Origin of the sequence: Mameliella sp. LZ-28, assembly GCF_012274245.1 — a bacterium.
GTDB lineage: Bacteria > Pseudomonadota > Alphaproteobacteria > Rhodobacterales > Rhodobacteraceae > Antarctobacter > Antarctobacter albus.
Window position 1 is genome coordinate 153,221 of sequence record NZ_JAANYX010000033.1, and the last position, 17,633, is coordinate 170,853.

Consider the following 17,633-nt stretch of genomic DNA (forward strand, 5'->3'; position numbering starts at 1 on the left):
AGGTATGAAAAGACAAGCCCCACCCGCAAGGAGAAAAGCGAGACATATTGGCCATAGCCTCAAGAAAACAAGGGGGCTGGCAGGTCAGATTGACCCGCCAGCCCATATGTAAATTATGCTTAATTTTGCAACCACCAGAGGACGTGTTCCACTGGGTTCACTCGCCCCAGGTTGCGACCTTGCGATCCACGGTCTTGCGCGAAACGCCCAGCCGCCTTGCGGCTTCGGCCCGGTTGCCGCCGGACAGTTCCAGGACATGCATGATGTGCCGCTGCATCACCAGATCGAGGTTCTCGATGGCCTGCACGCCGGTGACAGACCCGCTGCCGGCGAAATCCTCGGGGAAACTGCCCAGGATGACCGAGCGTTCCACGAGGTTGCGCAGTTCACGCACGTTGCCGGGCCAGGGATAGCGGCTGAGTTTCAAGAGCGTCTCGTCGTCCAGTTTCAGTTCCGGCAGGCCAAGCGCGCGGGAGAAATGCTGGATGAACAGCGCGGCAAGCTCGACGATGTCCTCGGATCGGTCGCTCAAGGGCGGCATCTCGATCCGCAGCACGTTGATGCGGTGATAGAGGTCCGCGCGGAACCGCCCGTCGTCAACCGCCTTGTCGAGATCGGTATTGGTGGCAAAGGTCAGGCGCAGATCCAGCGGGATCTCGCGTTCGGCGCGCAGGGGGCGGATGCGCTGATCCTCGATCACCCGCAACAGGGCCGCCTGCAGGGTTTCCGACATCTGTGCGACCTCGTCGAGGAACAGGGTGCCGCCATCCGCCAGCAGGAAAAGACCCGGGCGCAGGCGGTCCCCCTCGACCTCGCCAAACAGTTCGGCCGCGATGCGGTCCGGCGCGATGGCGGCACAGTTCACCGCCACGAAGGGCCGTTCCGCCCGGCCGCCCATCTGGTGCAGCGTGCGCGCGGCCAGTTCCTTGCCCGTGCCGGTCGCGCCGGTGAACAACACCGGCGTCGGCAGCGGCGCCAGCTTTTCCAGCATGGCGCGCACCGCCTGCATCGGCGCCGAGCGGCCCAGCAGGCGGGTTTCCCCCTCGGCCTGAAGGGCATGGCGCAACAGCCGGTTGTCACGGCGCAGCGCGCCGCGATCCAGCGTCCGCGCCACGGCGCCGATCAACTGGTTGGCCCGAAAGGGTTTAAGGACGAAATCGCTGACCCCGGCCCGCAGCGCGGCAATGGCGGTTTCCAGGTCGGCATAGGCGGTGATCAGCACGGTTTCGGCATAAAGCCCCTTGCGCCGCTGTTCCCTGACCCAGTCAATGCCAGACCCGCCCGGCATCTTGTTGTCGACCACGATGACGTCGAACTGCGCCTCGTCCAGCCGCTCTGTCGCCTCGCGCGCCGATCCCGCCTCGGCCACGGTCTTGACCCGGGGGCCCAGCGTCTTGGCCAGGAAGTTGCGCATGCCCGGTTCGTCGTCGACGACCAGCACCGAGGCACCGCTGAGGGCCTGTCCATAATCATCCAGTGGGCTCATGGCTGACAGTCTAACCCGCCCGCCGGATCAGTCGAGCCGCACGTTGACGCCGGTCTGCTTGTCGGCGCTCGAGAATTTCATCTCGTTCAGCCCGTACCAGGCGCCGACGGCCAGCAGGATCATCGCGGCGAACCCCGAGAGCATGGCTTTCATTTGCTGTTTCCTTCACTTGCGGATTTGAGAAAGGCGATCAGGTCGGCCCGGTCCGAGCCTTTGGCGATCACCTGCATGGGCATCTTGGAGCCGGGAATGTAGTGGTCCGGGCCTTCGTCGAACAGGGCGTCTATGGTCTCTTCCGTCCATGCGAAGCCGGCTTCTGTCAGGGTGTCGGAATAGCTGTAGCCCGGCAATGTCCCGGCTTGGCGGCCAAAGACACCGTGCAGAGACGGCCCCGCCTTGCGCGACGGCCCCGGGGTCAGTGCGTGGCAGATCGAGCATTTGCGCATGAATTGCCGTTCGCCGTTGGACATGGTTTCGGGGTCGCGCAGAAAGCTGCGCTGGCCCGAGCCTTCGGGCGCGTCGAGTTCGTCCAGCAGGGCCACGGGCCAGGCATAGACGACGTCGTCCAGCCCCCCCGCGTAGATCACCTGCCCGTCCGGGGCAAAGGCCAGCGCCCAGACCGGCCCATGCCGCATGGCGCGGAAATCGCGGGTGATGCGCCATTGCTCCGTGTCGACCATCATGATGTAGCCATGCCCGTCCCCGACCGCCAGTTGCGCCGTTTCGGCGTGCCAGGAGAGGGCGAGGATCGGGCGGCGGTCGAGCGTGAAGTCGGCGATCTGCACGCCGGTCGCCGCGTCGATCACGCGGGTGCCGCCATCCACGGCACCATAGGCGATCCAGCCGGGGCCAATGACCAGCCGGTTGATGCCAAAACCATGTTCGACCAGCGGCAGGGGCGATCCGCCCGTGTCGAGGTTATATTGCAGCAGCACACCCTTGGAGGTCGCCGCATAGAGGAAACGCCCATCCGGCGAATGCGCCACGGCGTTCACGCCCGCACCGGGATAGGGCAGTTCCCCCGCCCTGGCCGCCTCTGTCAGTGGCCAGAGCCTGATGCTGCCGTCCCAGCTGCCACTGGCGGCATGGCTGCCGTCGGGCGCGACGGACAGCGACGTCACCTTGCCCATGTGTTTGCCCAGCAGGCGGTCAACCGGGCGCCATTGGCGCACCGCGAAATCGTCGCTGCCAGAGACCAGTGCGCCCCCCGCCCCCCAGGTCAGCGCGGTGACCGCGGCCGCGTGTCCTTCCAGCCAGGTGGGCGCGCGCCCCGACCACAGCCCGACCGAGTTGTCGAAGCTGGCGCTTGTCACCTCACCGCCGGGAGAGATCGCCAAGGCCATGACGGGGCCGCCATGCCCCTTGAGCGTGGTGAATTCCTCCGCGCCCGCGGGCAAGGCCGCGAGCGCGAGGGCGAGCAGCGCGGCCCGCATCATTCCGCCGGGGTGGCCCCGGACTCCGGGGTCTTGCCGTCCTTCGCCTGGCGCGCCTTGACCTCATCGAGCCAGAGCGAGTGGTGTTGATGCGCCCAGGCCTCGTCGACCTCGCCCGAGCCCATCGCGTCAAAGGCGCCCTTCATTCCGATGGAGCCGATGTAGATATGCGCGATGATGATCGCCATCAGGACAAAGGCCACGATCGCGTGCCAGAGCTGTGCCAGCTGCATTTCTTCCTGCGGGGCCAGATCGGTCGGCAGAGCGCCATAGCCCAACCACTGGGGGATGCCGGTCTGGTTGACGATGCCAAAGGTCTTGGCAAAGAGCGGCAATTCGAACGGAAAGAGCAGCGACAGGCCCGACAGAGAGATCGAGGCGCCCAGCAGGATCACCGACCAGAAGATGATCTTCTGCCCGCCGTTGAATTTCTTGGCCGGCGGGTGGTTCTTGCCGATGATGCCGCCCGCCTGGGCGAACCATGTGATGTCGGTGCGGTCGGGGATGTTGTGCCAGACCCACATGACAAAGACCATGACCAGCCCCAGCATGAAGGGCCAGGCCAGGTTGTTGTGCACGAATTTCGACGCGATCAGCAGCTGCGAGTTCAGCTCGGGGCCAAAGGTCGGCAAGATGAAGAAGCGCCCGAAGAGCGTCAGCAGGCCGGACAGGCCCAAGAGGACGAAGGACCCCGCCAGCAGCCAGTGCGCAAAACGCTCGATCGCCTGGAACCGGGTCACGGTGCGCCCGGTCATCGGCTCGTCGATGCCGATCCGGCCGCGCAACAGGTAAAAGACGGCCAGCGCGACGATGGTGCCGATCAGCAGCCAGCCGCCATAGGTGGCCAGCGGCCCCTTGCGGAATTCGTACCAGGCCATGCCGCCATCCTGCACCAACACCTTGGCCACGTCCCCGCCGGCGGAGACGTTCACATCCGCCGCGTCATAGCGCAGCGCGCGCCACAGGTCGGGGTCCGAGGCGCCTCCAAGCGGGGCCAGCGCCAGCGGTGCATCCGGATCGGCGCCCGGCTGGCCGAACTCGCGCCGAAAGCTGAGATCGACCTCTTCGCCCCGTTGCCGGGCCAGGATGTCCTCCAGCGTCTGGGCGCCGCCGGTGGCCTTGCGCGCCTCGGCCAGGGTCGCCGGGTCGGTGCCCGTCTCTGCCGGCGCGGGCGGCCGGAAAATGAAGGTCAGCACGGCAAGGCCGGCCACCAATAGAATGAACCATCCGAAACCGCTGGAGCGTTGTGACATGACTGTCCCCGTCGAAAAGACACGCCGTGGACGCGGCAGCCGAGTTGGCGGCGCCGGAGGCCCGAGGCGTCATATTCTGCCATTGGCCAGAGGCCCGTGGATCACGGGCCCCTGCCATGAGATGGAATGATAGGGCGGGACAGGGCCCCGCCCAAAGGAGGCGTCAGCCGCCTTTCTGGTCGTAGGCGGTGCCCCAGCCCCAGGCGCCCGAGCCGAAGCCACGGGCGACCACGCGTTCGCGGTAGATGCCCGAGACCACGTCGCCGTCACCGGCAAGCAGGGCCTTGGTGGAACACATCTCGGCGCAGATGGGCAGCTTGCCCTCTGCGATCCGGTTGCGCCCGTACTTGGCGAACTCCGCGGTCGAGTGGGTTTCCTCGGGGCCGCCGGCACAGAAGGTGCATTTGTCCATCTTGCCGCGCGAGCCGAAGTTGCCCGCCTGCGGGAACTGCGGCGCGCCGAAGGGGCACGCGTAGAAGCAGTAGCCGCAGCCGATGCAGAGGTCCTTGGAGTGCAGGACCACACCTTCTTCGGTCTGGTAGAAGCAATCCACCGGACAGACGGCCATGCAGGGCGCGTCGGAACAGTGCATGCAGGCCACCGAGATCGAGCGTTCGCCCGGCGTGCCATCCTGGATCGTCACCACGCGGCGGCGGTTGATCCCCCAGGGCACCTCGTGTTCGTTCTTGCACGCGGTCACGCAGGCGTTGCACTCGATACAGCGCTCGGCGTCACAGAGGAATTTGGATCTTGCCATGTCTGTTTCTCCTTACGCTGCGGTGATCTTGCACAGGGTACATTTGGTTTCCTGCATCTGGGTCACCGAGTCGTAGCCGTAGGTCTGGGCGACGTTGGTGGATTCCCCAAGCACATAGGGATCCGCGCCGTCCGGGTACTTGGACCTCAGGTCTTCGCCCTGGAAGTGGCCGCCGAAGTGGAAGGGCATGAAGGCAACACCTTCGCCCACCCGCTGGGTGACCATCGCCATGACCTTGACCTTGCCGCCCTCGGGGCCTTCGACCCAGACATCCGAACCGTCGCGGATACCCAGGTTGTTGGCGTCCCGCGGGTTCACCTCGACGAACATGTTCTGCTGCAGTTCGGCCAGCCAGGGGTTCGACCGGGTCTCGTCCCCGCCGCCCTCGTACTCTACCAGTCGGCCGGAGGTGAGGATGATCGGGTAGTCCTGGCTGAAGTCCTGCTTCTGGATCGACGCATACATGGTCGGCAGACGGTAGAACTTGCGGTCCTCGTAGGTCGGGTAGTCGGCCACGAGGTCGCGGCGGTTGGTGTACAGCGGTTCGCGGTGCACCGGGATCGGATCCGGGAAGGTCCAGACGACCGCACGGGCCTTTGCGTTTCCGAAGGGGGCGCAGCCATGCTTGATCGCGACCCGCTGGATGCCGCCCGAAAGGTCGGTTTTCCAGTTGGTCTTGGGCCCGGCGATGCCGTCGATCGCCGCGCGCTCTTCCTCGGTCAGGTCACCGTCCCAGCCAAGATCCATGAGCATCTGCATGGTGAACTCGGGATAGCCGTCCTGGATTTCGGATCCCACCGAGTAAACGCCATCGGCCAGCAGGTTGTCGCCGTTACGCTCGACACCGAAACGCGCCCGGAAGGTCAGACCGCCCTCTGCGACAGGCTTGGACATGTCGTAGAGATTGGGCGTGCCCGGGTGCTTCATGTCGGCTGTGCCCCAGCTTGGCCAGGGCAGACCGTAATAGTCGCCGTCGGCCGGGCCACCCACCGCCTGAAGGGTGGTGCGGTCAAAGGTGTGCTGGTTCTCCATGTGCAGCTTCAGCCGCTCCGGAGACTGGCCGGTATAGCCGATGGTCCACATGCCCTTGTTGATCTCGCGCAGCGTATCCTCGACATTCGGCGTGATGCCGTCGTCCTCCAGCGCGATGTTGCGGAACATGCGATCATGAAAGCCGAACTTCTTGGCGAAGAGACCGATGATCTCCTGGTCGGGCTTCGACTCGAAGAGCGGATCGACAACCTTCTGACGCCACTGCAGCGAGCGGTTGGAGGCGGTCACCGACCCGTAGGTCTCGAACTGCGTGGCTGCGGGCAGCAGGTAGACACCATCCTCACGGTCATGCAGCACGGCGGAAACGGTGGGATACGGGTCGACGACGACCAGCATGTCCAGCATCTCCATCGCCTTCTTCATCTCGACCATGCGGGTCTGAGAGTTCGGCGCATGGCCCCAGAGCACCATGGCCCGGACCGTGTTCGGCTGGTCCATGTTCTCGGGGTCTTCAAGGACACCGTCGATCCAGCGGCTGACCGGGATGCCGGTCTCGAACATCAGGTTCTTGTCCTTGCCGTCCGCGCCCTTGAGCGTGTCGAACTGGGCCGAAAGCCAGTCGAAGTCTTCCTCCCAGACGCGCGCCCAGTGCTGCCACGATCCCTTGGCCAGGCCGTAGTAGCCGGGCAGCGTGTGCGACAGAACGCCGAGATCGGTCGCGCCCTGCACGTTGTCATGGCCACGGAAGATGTTGGTGCCGCCTCCAGAGGTGCCCATGTTGCCCAGCGCGAGCTGCAGGATGCAGTAGGCGCGGGTGTTGTTGTTGCCATTGGTGTGCTGGGTGCCGCCCATGCACCAGATCACGGTGCCGGGACGGTTGTTGGCCAGCGTCCGGGCCACGCGGCGCAGCTGCGAACCGGGCGTTCCGGTGACGCGTTCGACCTCTTCGGGGGTCCACTTGGCCACTTCCTCGCGGATCTGGTCCATGCCCCAGACACGGGTGCGGATGAACTCCTTGTCCTCCCAGCCGTTCTCGAAGATGTGCCAGAGGATCCCCCAGACCAGCGCCACGTCGGAACCGGGACGGAAGCGGACGTATTCATCCGCATGGGCCGCCGTGCGGGTGAACCGCGGGTCGCAGACGATCAGCGGCGCATTGTTCATCTCCTTGGCGCGCAACACGTGCAGCAAGGACACGGGGTGCGCCTCGGCGGGGTTGCCACCGATGATGAAGATCGCCTGGCTGTTGTGGATGTCGTTGTAGGAGTTGGTCATGGCGCCGTAGCCCCATGTGTTCGCAACACCCGCAACCGTGGTCGAGTGGCAGATCCGCGCCTGGTGGTCGACGTTGTTCGTGCCCCAGTAGCCGGCGAATTTGCGGAACAGGTAGGCCTGTTCGTTGGAATGCTTGGCCGAGCCCAACCAGTAGACAGAGTCAGGTCCGCTTTCCTCGCGGATCTTCATCATGCCGTCGCCGATCTCGTCGATGGCCTGCTCCCACGAGATGCGGACCCATTCGCCGTTCTCTTTCTTCATCGGGTACTTCAGGCGGCGCTCGCCGTGGGCGTGTTCGCGCACAGAGGCCCCCTTGGCGCAATGGGCGCCCAGGTTGAACGGGCTGTCCCAGCCGGGCTCCTGCCCGACCCAGACGCCGTCGCTGACTTCGGCGATGACGGTGCAGCCCACGGAACAGTGGGTGCAGACGGATTTCTTGAGCTCCACCGCGCCGAGGGCGGCGGCAGAGGCGGCGCTGGCCTGTTTCACGGTGCCGCCGGTGGCGGCAATGGCGGCAATCCCGCCGATGGCCAGACCCGAGCCGCGCAGAAAGGCGCGGCGGTCAACCGAGGCGTTGGCGGCCTCGGAAAGGATACTTGTCCGCTGGGGGCGTCGCGCAACCCCGTTGGTCTTTTTCCTCAACATGGTTTTCTCTCCCTTGCGCGCCTTTTGAGGGGCGCGGGACTCTGACGATGGCCTGGGGCAGTCGGGCGTCACGCAACCAGTCGCCTTGGGCCGTTACATGCTTTGACCGGACGCTGCCGGACAGAGCGGGCGCCGCCTCAGAAGCGGGCGCTGTCGTAGAAGGCGCGTGTATGCGCCGTGTCCTGCATCTTTTCCGAAGTCAGGTCAGGCTCGGCGGGACCGGCTTCGGCCGCCTGGCCGCTGGCGATCGCAACCGCGGCCGCGGGGGCCGAGACGCTTGCCAGCTTGAGGAAATTCCGGCGCGAGGCCTTGGGTTCCTGGGTCATGAAAGTTACTCCTTTCACGGGTTGAGGGACGGTCACCCGCCCCGGGATGGGTGCGTATCCGAACGCACCCGGCGAAATCCTCACTCGCCGCTCATGCGGAACCCCTCGGACTCGATCTCCATGAAGAGCCGTCCGACGGTACCCACGGGGGCGTAAAAGACAGAGTTCTTGGCGCCTTCGAGGTCGGCGTAGAAATGCCCCGCCCAGGGGCCGATGTGCTTGTTGAAGAACTGGCGCTGCGCATCCAGGCTGGCCGGCGCGCCAAAGCGCCCCACGATCATCGCGCCCATCATCTCCATCAGCGAGGCGATGTTGTCCTCGGGTTCGAACACGTTGTCGGCGCGTTCCAGCCCCTGCCGCACCATGTCCTGCCGAAGCAGAGCCAGCGGTTTCTCGTTCAGGAAGCCGGTCAGGTAATAAGAGGCGTAGGGCAGCAGTTCGCCCCGGCCCAGGCCGATGAACAGCTTGTTGTATTCGCTGGTCGCGGTCTTGGGTTTTGTCACCTTGGCCAGTTTCGCCAGGGTGCCGATGGCCTGCCCCATCTCTGTCGCGTCGCCGGACAGGCCGGCGGTCTGCGCCAGCAGCATTTCGTCCGGCGGCCCGGCCAGTAGCAGCCCGAGGAAATTGTAAAGATCGGCGCGAAGCCGGTCTTCTTCGGCGATCTGGCGGGTTTCGGCGGTGTTTGTCATCTGGTCCTTGTCGGTCGTCATGTGCTGGTCTCGAAGCGAAAGCGCATCCGGCGCGGGGCGGCGGCATAGGTCTCTGGTTCAACTTTCGGTTCGGAATGGGCCAGAGGCGCCGGTTCGGGGGCCGGGGCCGGTGGTGCCACGTTGGCATCGCTGTCATCGCTGTCGTCGGCGTCTGTGGCGACCGCGTCCCGGACCTGATCCGGCGACTCGTCGATCGCATCCCTGTCGGCATTGGCGGCGCGGGCCTCTGCCTCGGCCTGTTCCACCGCCTTGTCGAACATGCCCTTGCCGACCTGGTAGAGCGATTGCAGGTTCTCGACCACGCGGGCGGCATCGGTGAAGTCATCGCCGTAATCGACCAGCCCATCGACATTGGCCAGCACCGGGTTCAACCGCCACAGCCGCCGCAGGGCGCGGGTCTTGAGCCGTTGCGGCGCCACCGCCTTGAGCAGCGCCTGCACCTGGGCGGGATCCTCCATGTCTTCGGGGGCGGGCAGGTTCAGCTCGGCAAGGATCTCCTCGTCCGGGCGGTCCTCCAGCGCGCGCTGCTGCTCGGCCTCGGCGGCCTGCTGTTCGGCCCGGGTCTCGGCCCTGTCCTCGGCGGCAACGGCTGCGCGGCGGCGCGACCAGAAATCTGCGGGCGACCGGCTCAATTCATGCGCCTCCGTTGCTGCGCGGGCGAGGCATAGACATCCTCCAGCTTGCCGATACGCGGATCGCCCACGCCATCCTCGACAAGGTCGATGCGCTTCTTGTCCCGCTTACGCTTGATGAAGATCTCTTCCTCGTGGAATTCCTCGACGAAGTTGGCCACCAGCGCATAGAGCGCGGGCGGCATCGGGACCTTCTCGATGATTTCCTCGCCGCTGTCGGAATAGTCCTGCGCCTCGTAGGGCGAGGCGGTCACGGTCAGCACCTCCAGCGGGGCCTCTCCCTCTGTCGCCTCGCGCAGGATGACGTAGACGCTGGGCTGCTTGGCCGAGAGTTCGTGCAGGTAGGCGTCCGTATCGGCGCCGTGCAGTTCCAGCGGCACGGTCGCGGCATGGTACTCGGTCACCTCGCCCTCGGTGCGCAGGACGCGCCAGTCGGCTTCGCCGGCGCCGGGCATGACGGCGGATGCGGTCCAGACCCACTTCGCCCATCGAGTCACGCCAGGGGCGCGTCTCAGCACGATGCCCAGCGGCATGGTCCGGTACGCCTTCGGATTGTGGATCACGGTGGTCCTCCCTTGACAGGAGTTTGATCCGGCAACCTTGCCGAACGAAAGCGAAAAACGGCGTACCGCGGTATTCCGCGCCCGAAACGGTCAATTTGGGCAGCCCCGACAGGGGCGCCACCGGGCCACGGACGTTTTGTCCAACCTGACATTTTTGCTCGGAAAAGCGGCGTTTTGAGAATGCTCGAATCAGCCGCAGCGCAGCATCCCGAATGCGTCCGTTTCGGCGGTTTGGCTGACCGGGATAAACGGTTGTGGAGGGCCGCGAATCATGGCTAGGCTCCACCGGCGCAGCACGAAACAGGCACCGTCAAGCGTGCTTTGAGGGGAGGGCAAGACAATGGTCAAGTCATTGATAACATGCGACTGCCTGGGGACGCAGCAAGTCGATTCCCAGGCCCTGTCACGGACCACCGGGCTGGAGGTATCCCCACCCTGTTCGGCCCTCTGCACCAGCCAGATCGACCGGGCCGCCGCCGCCCTGCAGGGGGGTGACACGATTTTTTGCTGTACCCAGGAGTCCCGGATTTTCGAGGCCCTGGCAGAGGAAATGGACCTGCCGGCGCCGCCGGTACTGGACCTGCGCGACCGGGCCGGGTGGAGCGCGGAGTCCGCCTCTGCAGTACCCAAAATGTCCGCCCTGATCGCAGAGGCATTGCTGCCCGCCGCGCCGGAAAAGACGCTCGACGTGATTTCAGAGGGGCTGTGCCTGGTCCTCGGGGCGCCGGATGTCGCCCTGCCTGCCGCCGAACAGCTGGCGCCGCATCTGGGGGTGACGGTGCTCTTGCCCGAGGGATCGGAAGTTCCCGACAGCCGCGCCTATGACGTGGTGACGGGCCGCCTGCGGCAGGCACAGGGCGCGCTGGGGCAATTCCGCGTGGTGATCGACGCCCTGCGGCAAGTCGAACCGGGCGGGCGCGGTGCCTTTGTCCTGACCGATCCGCAAGACGGCGGCGCCTCGGACTGCGACGTGATCCTCGACCTGCGGGGCGACACCCCGCTGTTCCCCGCGCATGAAAAGCGCGAGGGTTACCTGCGGGCAGATCCATCTCACGCCCCCTCGGTGGCGGCGGCGGTCATGGCCGCGTCGCACCTTGTCGGCACCTTCGAAAAGCCGCTGTACGTGCGCACGGAGTCGCTGCTCTGTGCCCATTCGCGGGCCGGGCAGACGGGCTGTACCCGCTGCCTCGACCTGTGCCCCACCGGCGCGATCTCGCCCGAGGGCGATCACGTGACGGTCGATCCGATGATCTGCGCGGGCTGCGGTGCCTGTTCGGCGGTCTGCCCCTCGGGCGCCATCAGCTATGACGCGCCGCCGGTCGACCTGACCTTTCGCCGGGTGCAGACACTGGCCAAGGCCTACCTGGATGCGGGCGGCAGCGCGCCGCGCCTCTTGGTGCATGACGCGCATGGGGCAGAGATGATCCGCCTCTCCGCCCGGCACGGGCGCGGACTGCCGCGCGACGTGATCCCGATGGAACTGCCCGTCGTGGGCGCCTTCGGACATGCCGAAGCCGTGGCCGCGCTGGCGGCGGGCTTTGCGTCAGTCACCTTGCTGTCCGGAGCGGGGGCGGACCGCGATGCCCTGGCGGCGCAGCTGGCGCTGGCCCAGGCAATCGCGGGCGGGAACCGGGTGCACCTGCTGGACACGCCCGACCCCGACGCGATGAGCGATGCACTTTATGACGAAACCGCCCCTGCCCCGGTGGCAGAGCCGGTGCGCCCCCTTGGCACCCGGCGGCAGGTGACACGGCAGGCTGCCCGCGCACTGCACGGCGACCAAGCGCAGTTGCCCCTGCCCCAGGGCGCCCCCTATGGCGCCGTGCTGGTGGATACGGATGCCTGTACGCTCTGCCTGTCCTGTGTTTCGCTCTGCCCCTCTGGTGCGCTTGGCGACAACCCGGACCTGCCGCAGCTGCGCTTTCAGGAGGACGCCTGCCTGCAATGCGGGATCTGCGCCACGATCTGCCCGGAAACGGCCATCACGCTGGAACCACGCCTGGACCTGACCGAGACGGCCCTGCGGCAAGAGGTGCTGAACGAGGAAGAGCCCTTTGCCTGCGTCGACTGCGGCACGCTCTTCGGGTCGAAATCCGCCATCGACCGGATCACCGAGAAACTCTCGGGGCACGCCATGTTCCAGGATCCGGAGAAGCTGCGGATGATCCAGATGTGCGACGATTGCCGGGTCAAGGCGCAGATGGGCGCTTCGGACAATCCCTTTGCGATGGGAGAGCGGCCCAAGGTCCGCACGACCGAGGATTACCTGTCCAAGCGCCGGGATCACTGACCGTGACGGACCCCGCCCTGCCCCGGACGCTACTGGAACTCCAGCGGCGCGCCCAGGTCCGCGGCCTGAATCGCGGCGACATAGGCGACGATGGCCTCGACCTCGTCCAGCGTCATGCGGACCGGCGCGATGGGCGAGGGCCGGTTGTCGGGAAAGGGCAGTGTCACCCCCTCGACCACGGTGAAGGCCGGGTGCGGATTCAGCGCGTAGAAGGCATAGAACCGATCCTCCCAGTCCGGCAGCGCCCGCAGCACCATGAAACTGGGGGTCGAGCCGATGCCGAAGCCGCGCGTCTTTTCGTCGATCACATGGCAGCGGACGCATTTGGCGCGGCTGACCCTGTGCCCCAGTTTCGCGTCGCCGTCGATCACCACGGTCTCGACATCTCCGGTCTCGTCCGGCGGCGGGCCGAACAGCGGCGCACCGTCGGGTGCGAAACTTGCCACCGTGTTGAGGCCGACCTCGGATGTCAGCCAGTCCGCGAAACGCCCGGTGCCCGCGTGATCCGCAGAGCTCACCTCAAGGTGCCAGACCTGTTCCGGCCCCGCGAACAGCGGATCCCCCGTTGCGCCCAGCACGATATCGGCCTTTTCCGGGTCCTCGACCAGTTCCACCCGCACCCGCGTCTTGAGCGTGAAGCGCGGAAGGATATGTTGGACAAGACCGCTGTCGACAAGTGCCGCGGGCGCATGCAGGCGGACGGGGCGCGGGTCGTCCTGGGCGACAAGCGCGAGGGGAACAAGCGACAGGCCAAGCGCAAGTGCGCTGGAAATGAAAGAAAGACGCAGGGTCATCGGGTCATGCTAGGCCCCCGCCCTGCCATGCGTCAAATGAAAGGGACCAGACCATGAGCGAAGACTTCAACATGTCGATGCGCAAGTTTCTGAAGCAGGTCGGCGTGACCTCGCAGCAGGCCATCGAGGAAGCGATGCGCAATACCGATACCGCCGGCAAGACCTATGCCGTCAAGGCCGTCGTGACGATCCCCGAACTGGGCCTGAGCCATGAGGTCACCGGCGAGATCAAGGGCCAGGAATGACCCGGACGACGCTTGGACGCGACGCCGTCCTGGAAGTGCTGAAAACCGTCGCCGACCCGGTTGCGGGCGGCAACATCGTGGCCAGTGGCGTCATGCGAGCTCTGAATGTCGAGGATGGCAATGTCCGCTTCGTCATGGAAATCGCGCCGCAACACGCCGAGGCCTATGGCAAGGTCAAGGCCGAGGCAGAGGCCCGGCTGGGCGCGTTGGACGGGGTCGAAAAGGTCGCCATCGTGCTGACCGGCCACTCCGAGAAGGCGCCGCCGGACCTTGGGATGAAGAAAAAGGCCGAACCGCAGGGCCCGCAGAAGATCCCCGGGGTGGACCACATCATCGCCATTGCCAGCGGCAAGGGCGGCGTGGGCAAATCCACCGTCTCGTCGAACCTCGCCTGTGCGCTGGCCGCGCAGGGGCGGCGCGTCGGCCTGCTGGACGCGGACGTCTACGGGCCGTCGCAGCCGCGGATGCTGGGCGTCTCGGGGCGGCCTGCCTCGCCCGACGGCAAGACGATCCTGCCCCTGCGCAATCACGGCGTCACCATGATGTCGATTGGCCTGATGACCAACGAGGACCAGGCCGTGGTCTGGCGCGGGCCGATGCTGATGGGCGCGCTGCAACAGATGATGATGCAGGTGCAATGGGGCGCGCTGGACGTGCTGCTGGTGGATCTGCCGCCGGGCACCGGCGACGTGCAGATGACGCTGAGCCAGAAGGCGCATGTCGATGGCGCGATCATCGTCAGCACGCCGCAGGACGTGGCGCTGCTGGACGCGCGCAAGGGCATCGACATGTTCCGGCAGCTAAATGTCCCGATCCTTGGTATGATCGAGAACATGAGCACGCATATCTGTTCCAACTGTGGACATGAGGAACATGTCTTTGGCCACGGCGGCGTGGCGGCCGAGGCCCAAAAGCTGGGCGTGCCCCTCTTGGCCGAGGTGCCGCTGGACCTGCAGATCCGGCTGGCAAGCGACGGCGGCGCGCCGATCGTGACCTCGAAGCCCGACAGCGCCCAGGCGCAGGCCTTCCACGCCATCGCCAGCGCGCTGGTGGCAGAGGGCGTCGCATGAGCGGGATCACCGAGCCGCTGACCTTCCCGCCCGCGATGAGCGGCGAGGAGGTCGGCGGCGATCCCTTTGACGGCGCGGTGATGCGGGCGATCCGGGGCTGCGACGCGGGCCTTGTCTGCTACCGCATCGCCGCGGACCGCATGGGCGCGGCGCTGGTGATGACGCCAGAGGTGCCGCTGCAACAGGCGATGGTCATGCTGCCGCTTTGCGGCGTGGGGTTCCAGAACGCGCTTGGCGCGCTGGCCCCGCCCGAGGTGGCGGTGCACCTGGCCTGGGCGGGCGGCATCCTGGTCAACGGCGCCGCCTGCGGCGCCTTCCGAGCCTGTGCCTCGACCCAGGACCCGGAGGCAGTCCCGGACTGGCTGGTGGTCGGGTTCGAACTGCCCCTGACCCTGGCCGCCATTCCGGGCGAGGTGCCCGACCAGACGGCCCTGTTCGAGGAAGGCTGCGCCGAGGTCGCGCCCGAACGTCTGGTCGAGGCCTGGGCGCGGCACACGCTGAACTGGATTGCCCGCTGGGAAGACGAAGGCGCCAAGGCGCTGCATTCGGAATGGCGTGGTCTTGCGCATGGATTGGGGGAAACCGTGGTGCAGGACGGCTGGCCCGGCACCTTCCTGGGCGTGGACGAGGCGTTCGGGATGCTCCTGCGCGACAGCGAGACCACCCATCTGATCCCCTTGACGACCCTTCTGGAGGAGGCCCCATGAAACTGGCCCGTGCCATCCATTTCGACGAAAGCGACCAGCATGTCTTTGCCAGCCCCGCGCGCACAGGCGAGTGGTGCATCTCCGGCGGGTTCGAGTTTTCCAACTGGACCGAGGGCGACCTGGCCGGCAAGGCACGGCAGGCCTTTGCCAACGGCTGGTTCGGGCTGGAAACCGGCGGGCGGGCGACATTCGTCGCCGTGACCGAGGCCGAACCGGCAGAGGTCAATGCCTTGACGGACCTGCTGGCACAGCATTTCGTGACCTACTACGGCGCGCCCTCCGTCGAGGCGGCACGACCCGTCGCACAGGACGAGATTGCCCACATGGCCGATCTCTGCGAGGACCACCCGGCCAATACCCTGCTGACCGTCGCCCGTGAACTGACCGACTCCGGCGTGCGCGAGGCCTATCGCGTGATCGAGGCGCAGGCGGCCGGGCTGGAACAATTCGCGATTCATGGATCGCTCGACGAGTAATCAGCCAAGGCGCGGGCGCGTGCCCGCGCTGTCGGTGCGCCTGCGCCTCCTGGTGCTGGCGCTGGCACCGCTGACGGTGCTGATGCCGCTGTTGCTGGTGCTGGGCATGACGCGCTGGACCAGTGACTACGACGAACTGCTGATCGCCAACGTCGAATCCGACCTGCGCATCGCCGAGCAATACCTGGCCCGCATCATGGAGACGACCGGCGATGAGCTGACCGGCGTCGCCGAAAGCGCCGAGTTCGGGCGCGTTCTGGCGGCCAGCGGCCCGGCGCTCGACAGCTACCTTGCCGAAAAGCGCGAGGCGCTGGAACTGGATTTCCTCTATTACCTGTCAGAGGAGGCGACGCTGGGCGATGCCTCGCGCTGGCCGGTGATCGTGGCGGCGCTGGATGGCCGCCCCGCGACCGAGATCGACATCCTCTCCGGCGCGGACCTGTCCGCCCTGCCCGGTCTGCTGGATGCCCGCGCCCGTATCCCGCTGATCGAGACGGAGGCCGCCGTCCCCACCGAACGCGAGGTCGAGGATCGCGGGATGGTGGTGCACTCCGCGGCGCCGGTCCTGCTGGACGGTCATCATGGCGTGCTGGTGGGGGGCATCCTCTTGAACCGCAACCTGCAGTTCATCGACACGATCAACGCGCTGGTCTACCTGAATGCCGTGACCGGCGGCGAACGCCAGGGCACGGCGACGCTGTTCCTGGACGATGTGCGTGTCTCGACCAACGTGCGGCTGTTCGAGGACGTGCGCGCGCTGGGAACGCGGGTGTCGGCGGTGGTGCGGCAACAGGTTCTTGGCGAGGGCAAGACCTGGCTGGACCGCGCTTTTGTCGTCAACGACTGGTATATCTCGGGCTACCTGCCGCTGACCGACAGTTTCGGCGAGCGCGTGGGAATGCTCTACGTCGGCTTTCTGGAGGCGCCCTTCGCAGCGGAAAAACGCGACGCGATCCTGTGGATGCTGGCGGCCTTCGTCGGCGTTCTGGTCCTGTCGGTGCCGCTGTTCCTGACCCTGGCGCGGGGCATCTTTGCGCCGCTGGAACGGATCACCCGCACCATGCAGCGCGTGGGCCGCGGCGACCTCTCAGCCCGCTACGGCGATGTGGGCGCGCGCGACGAGATCGGCCAGGTGGCGGCGCATCTGGACGACCTGCTGGGCCAGGTCCAGGACCGCGACAAGCGCCTTCGCGCCTGGGCGGATGAGCTGAACCAGCGTGTCGAGGAACGCACCGCCGAACTGCGCGAGGCCAATGCCAAGCTGGAAGAGACCTATCGGCAACTGGTCATGAACGAGAAACTCGCCTCGATCGGGGAAATCACCGCTGGCGTCGCGCATGAGATCAACAACCCCGTCGCGGTCATCCAGGGCAATGTCGACGTGATCCGCGAGACGCTGGGCGACAAGGCGCAACCTGTCAAGACAGAGCTGGACCTGGTCGACCGGCAAGTCGCGCGCATCGACGCGATGGTGGGCAAGCTGCTGCAATTCGCCCGCCCCGGAGAATTCCACGCCTACGAGGACTCTGTCTCGCTTGGCCCGCTGGTCGAGGATTGCCTACTGCTGGTCGAACACGTCCTGTCCAAAAGCGCCATCCGGGTCGAGACCGATTTTCACGAAGCGCCCGAGGTGCATGTCGATCCCGGCGAGATGCAGCAGGTCATCATCAACCTCGTCATGAACGCCACGCAGGCGATGGGCCATGACGGCACGCTGACCCTGACCCTGAGCGCCGAAGACAGAGACGGCAGGCCGGGCGCCTGCCTGAGCGTGCAGGACAGCGGCCCGGGCCTGTCTGAAGGCGCGATGGAGGCGGTCTTTGACCCGTTCTTCACCACCAAGCAGGGCGAAGGCACCGGGCTGGGCCTGTCGATTTCTCAGACACTGGTGCAGCGGGCGGGCGGGCTGATCACGGCAACCAATGCCCCCGAGGGCGGCGCCCTGTTCCGGGTCTGGCTGCCCGCGGCATGAGCCCCG

General features: G+C 66.4%; 17 protein-coding genes. 6 read left to right on the plus strand and 11 right to left on the minus strand.

Annotated features, from left to right (window positions below; translation table 11 throughout):
* Positions 1 to 157: 157 nt before the first annotated feature.
* The 10 genes from G9Q80_RS18690 to G9Q80_RS18730 form a co-directional block, all read right to left on the minus strand.
* The gene (locus G9Q80_RS18690; protein ID WP_069208555.1) at positions 158 to 1,486 is read right to left on the minus strand and encodes a sigma-54-dependent transcriptional regulator; all 1,329 of its coding nucleotides are present in this window, start codon (positions 1,484 to 1,486) and stop codon (positions 158 to 160) included.
* Between the two features lie 27 nt (positions 1,487 to 1,513).
* On the minus strand, positions 1,514 to 1,639 hold the full coding sequence (locus G9Q80_RS28485; RefSeq protein WP_261394718.1) for a hypothetical protein: 126 nt from the start codon (positions 1,637 to 1,639) through the stop codon (positions 1,514 to 1,516).
* Entirely contained in the window at positions 1,636 to 2,919 is a 1,284-nt protein-coding gene (locus G9Q80_RS18695) for a c-type cytochrome (protein WP_088714170.1), read from the minus strand. Before G9Q80_RS18695 ends, G9Q80_RS28485 begins: the two co-directional genes overlap by 4 nt.
* Complete coding sequence (locus tag G9Q80_RS18700) at positions 2,919 to 4,172, minus strand: formate dehydrogenase subunit gamma (protein ID WP_043143215.1); 1,254 nt, start codon at positions 4,170 to 4,172, stop codon at positions 2,919 to 2,921. The genes G9Q80_RS18695 and G9Q80_RS18700 overlap by 1 nt, the downstream gene beginning before the upstream one ends.
* 163 nt (positions 4,173 to 4,335) lie before the next feature.
* The gene (gene fdh3B / locus G9Q80_RS18705; protein WP_043143213.1) at positions 4,336 to 4,929 is read right to left on the minus strand and encodes a formate dehydrogenase FDH3 subunit beta; all 594 of its coding nucleotides are present in this window, start codon (positions 4,927 to 4,929) and stop codon (positions 4,336 to 4,338) included.
* Between the two features lie 12 nt (positions 4,930 to 4,941).
* Positions 4,942 to 7,842, minus strand: coding sequence for a formate dehydrogenase subunit alpha (locus G9Q80_RS18710; protein WP_088714120.1), 2,901 nt, complete (start codon positions 7,840 to 7,842; stop codon positions 4,942 to 4,944).
* 137 nt (positions 7,843 to 7,979) lie between these two features.
* Positions 7,980 to 8,168: a twin-arginine translocation signal domain-containing protein gene (locus G9Q80_RS18715; RefSeq protein ID WP_088714121.1), complete on the minus strand. Its 189-nt coding sequence runs from the start codon at positions 8,166 to 8,168 to the stop codon at positions 7,980 to 7,982.
* 80 nt (positions 8,169 to 8,248) lie between these two features.
* Positions 8,249 to 8,878 carry a TorD/DmsD family molecular chaperone gene (locus tag G9Q80_RS18720; protein WP_074620704.1) on the minus strand — a complete coding sequence of 210 codons (630 nt, stop codon included), beginning with the start codon at positions 8,876 to 8,878 and terminating at the stop codon, positions 8,249 to 8,251.
* Entirely contained in the window at positions 8,875 to 9,510 is a 636-nt protein-coding gene (locus G9Q80_RS18725; protein WP_088714122.1) for a DUF3306 domain-containing protein, read from the minus strand. The genes G9Q80_RS18720 and G9Q80_RS18725 overlap by 4 nt, the downstream gene beginning before the upstream one ends.
* The gene (locus G9Q80_RS18730; protein ID WP_088714171.1) at positions 9,507 to 10,043 is read right to left on the minus strand and encodes a DUF3305 domain-containing protein; all 537 of its coding nucleotides are present in this window, start codon (positions 10,041 to 10,043) and stop codon (positions 9,507 to 9,509) included. The genes G9Q80_RS18725 and G9Q80_RS18730 overlap by 4 nt, the downstream gene beginning before the upstream one ends.
* A gap of 370 nt (positions 10,044 to 10,413) precedes the next feature.
* Here G9Q80_RS18730 and G9Q80_RS18735 point away from each other — a divergent pair, with 370 nt between their 5' ends.
* Positions 10,414 to 12,363: a 4Fe-4S binding protein gene (locus G9Q80_RS18735; protein ID WP_088714123.1), complete on the plus strand. Its 1,950-nt coding sequence runs from the start codon at positions 10,414 to 10,416 to the stop codon at positions 12,361 to 12,363.
* Between the two features lie 29 nt (positions 12,364 to 12,392).
* On the opposite strand, the gene G9Q80_RS18740 is transcribed toward G9Q80_RS18735, so the two are convergent.
* Positions 12,393 to 13,157 (minus strand): substrate-binding domain-containing protein, encoded by a 765-nt coding sequence (locus G9Q80_RS18740; RefSeq protein WP_088714124.1) that lies wholly within the window; start codon positions 13,155 to 13,157, stop codon positions 12,393 to 12,395.
* Between the two features lie 53 nt (positions 13,158 to 13,210).
* On the opposite strand from G9Q80_RS18740, the gene G9Q80_RS18745 reads away from it, so the two are divergent.
* Genes G9Q80_RS18745 through G9Q80_RS18765 form a run of 5 tightly spaced genes read left to right on the plus strand, consistent with a single transcriptional unit; the run spans position 13,211 to position 17,627 of the window.
* Positions 13,211 to 13,402, plus strand: coding sequence for a DUF6494 family protein (locus tag G9Q80_RS18745; protein ID WP_043143199.1), 192 nt, complete (start codon positions 13,211 to 13,213; stop codon positions 13,400 to 13,402).
* Positions 13,399 to 14,472, plus strand: a complete 1,074-nt coding sequence (locus tag G9Q80_RS18750; RefSeq protein WP_088714125.1) for an Mrp/NBP35 family ATP-binding protein — start codon at positions 13,399 to 13,401, stop codon at positions 14,470 to 14,472. Before G9Q80_RS18745 ends, G9Q80_RS18750 begins: the two co-directional genes overlap by 4 nt.
* A gap of 5 nt (positions 14,473 to 14,477) precedes the next feature.
* Positions 14,478 to 15,179 carry a biotin/lipoate--protein ligase family protein gene (locus G9Q80_RS18755; RefSeq protein ID WP_088668862.1) on the plus strand — a complete coding sequence of 234 codons (702 nt, stop codon included), beginning with the start codon at positions 14,478 to 14,480 and terminating at the stop codon, positions 15,177 to 15,179.
* Positions 15,176 to 15,655 carry a DUF6505 family protein gene (locus G9Q80_RS18760; RefSeq protein ID WP_088714126.1) on the plus strand — a complete coding sequence of 160 codons (480 nt, stop codon included), beginning with the start codon at positions 15,176 to 15,178 and terminating at the stop codon, positions 15,653 to 15,655. Before G9Q80_RS18755 ends, G9Q80_RS18760 begins: the two co-directional genes overlap by 4 nt.
* Positions 15,636 to 17,627, plus strand: coding sequence for a sensor histidine kinase (locus G9Q80_RS18765; protein ID WP_088714127.1), 1,992 nt, complete (start codon positions 15,636 to 15,638; stop codon positions 17,625 to 17,627). The genes G9Q80_RS18760 and G9Q80_RS18765 overlap by 20 nt, the downstream gene beginning before the upstream one ends.
* Positions 17,628 to 17,633 lie beyond the last annotated feature (6 nt).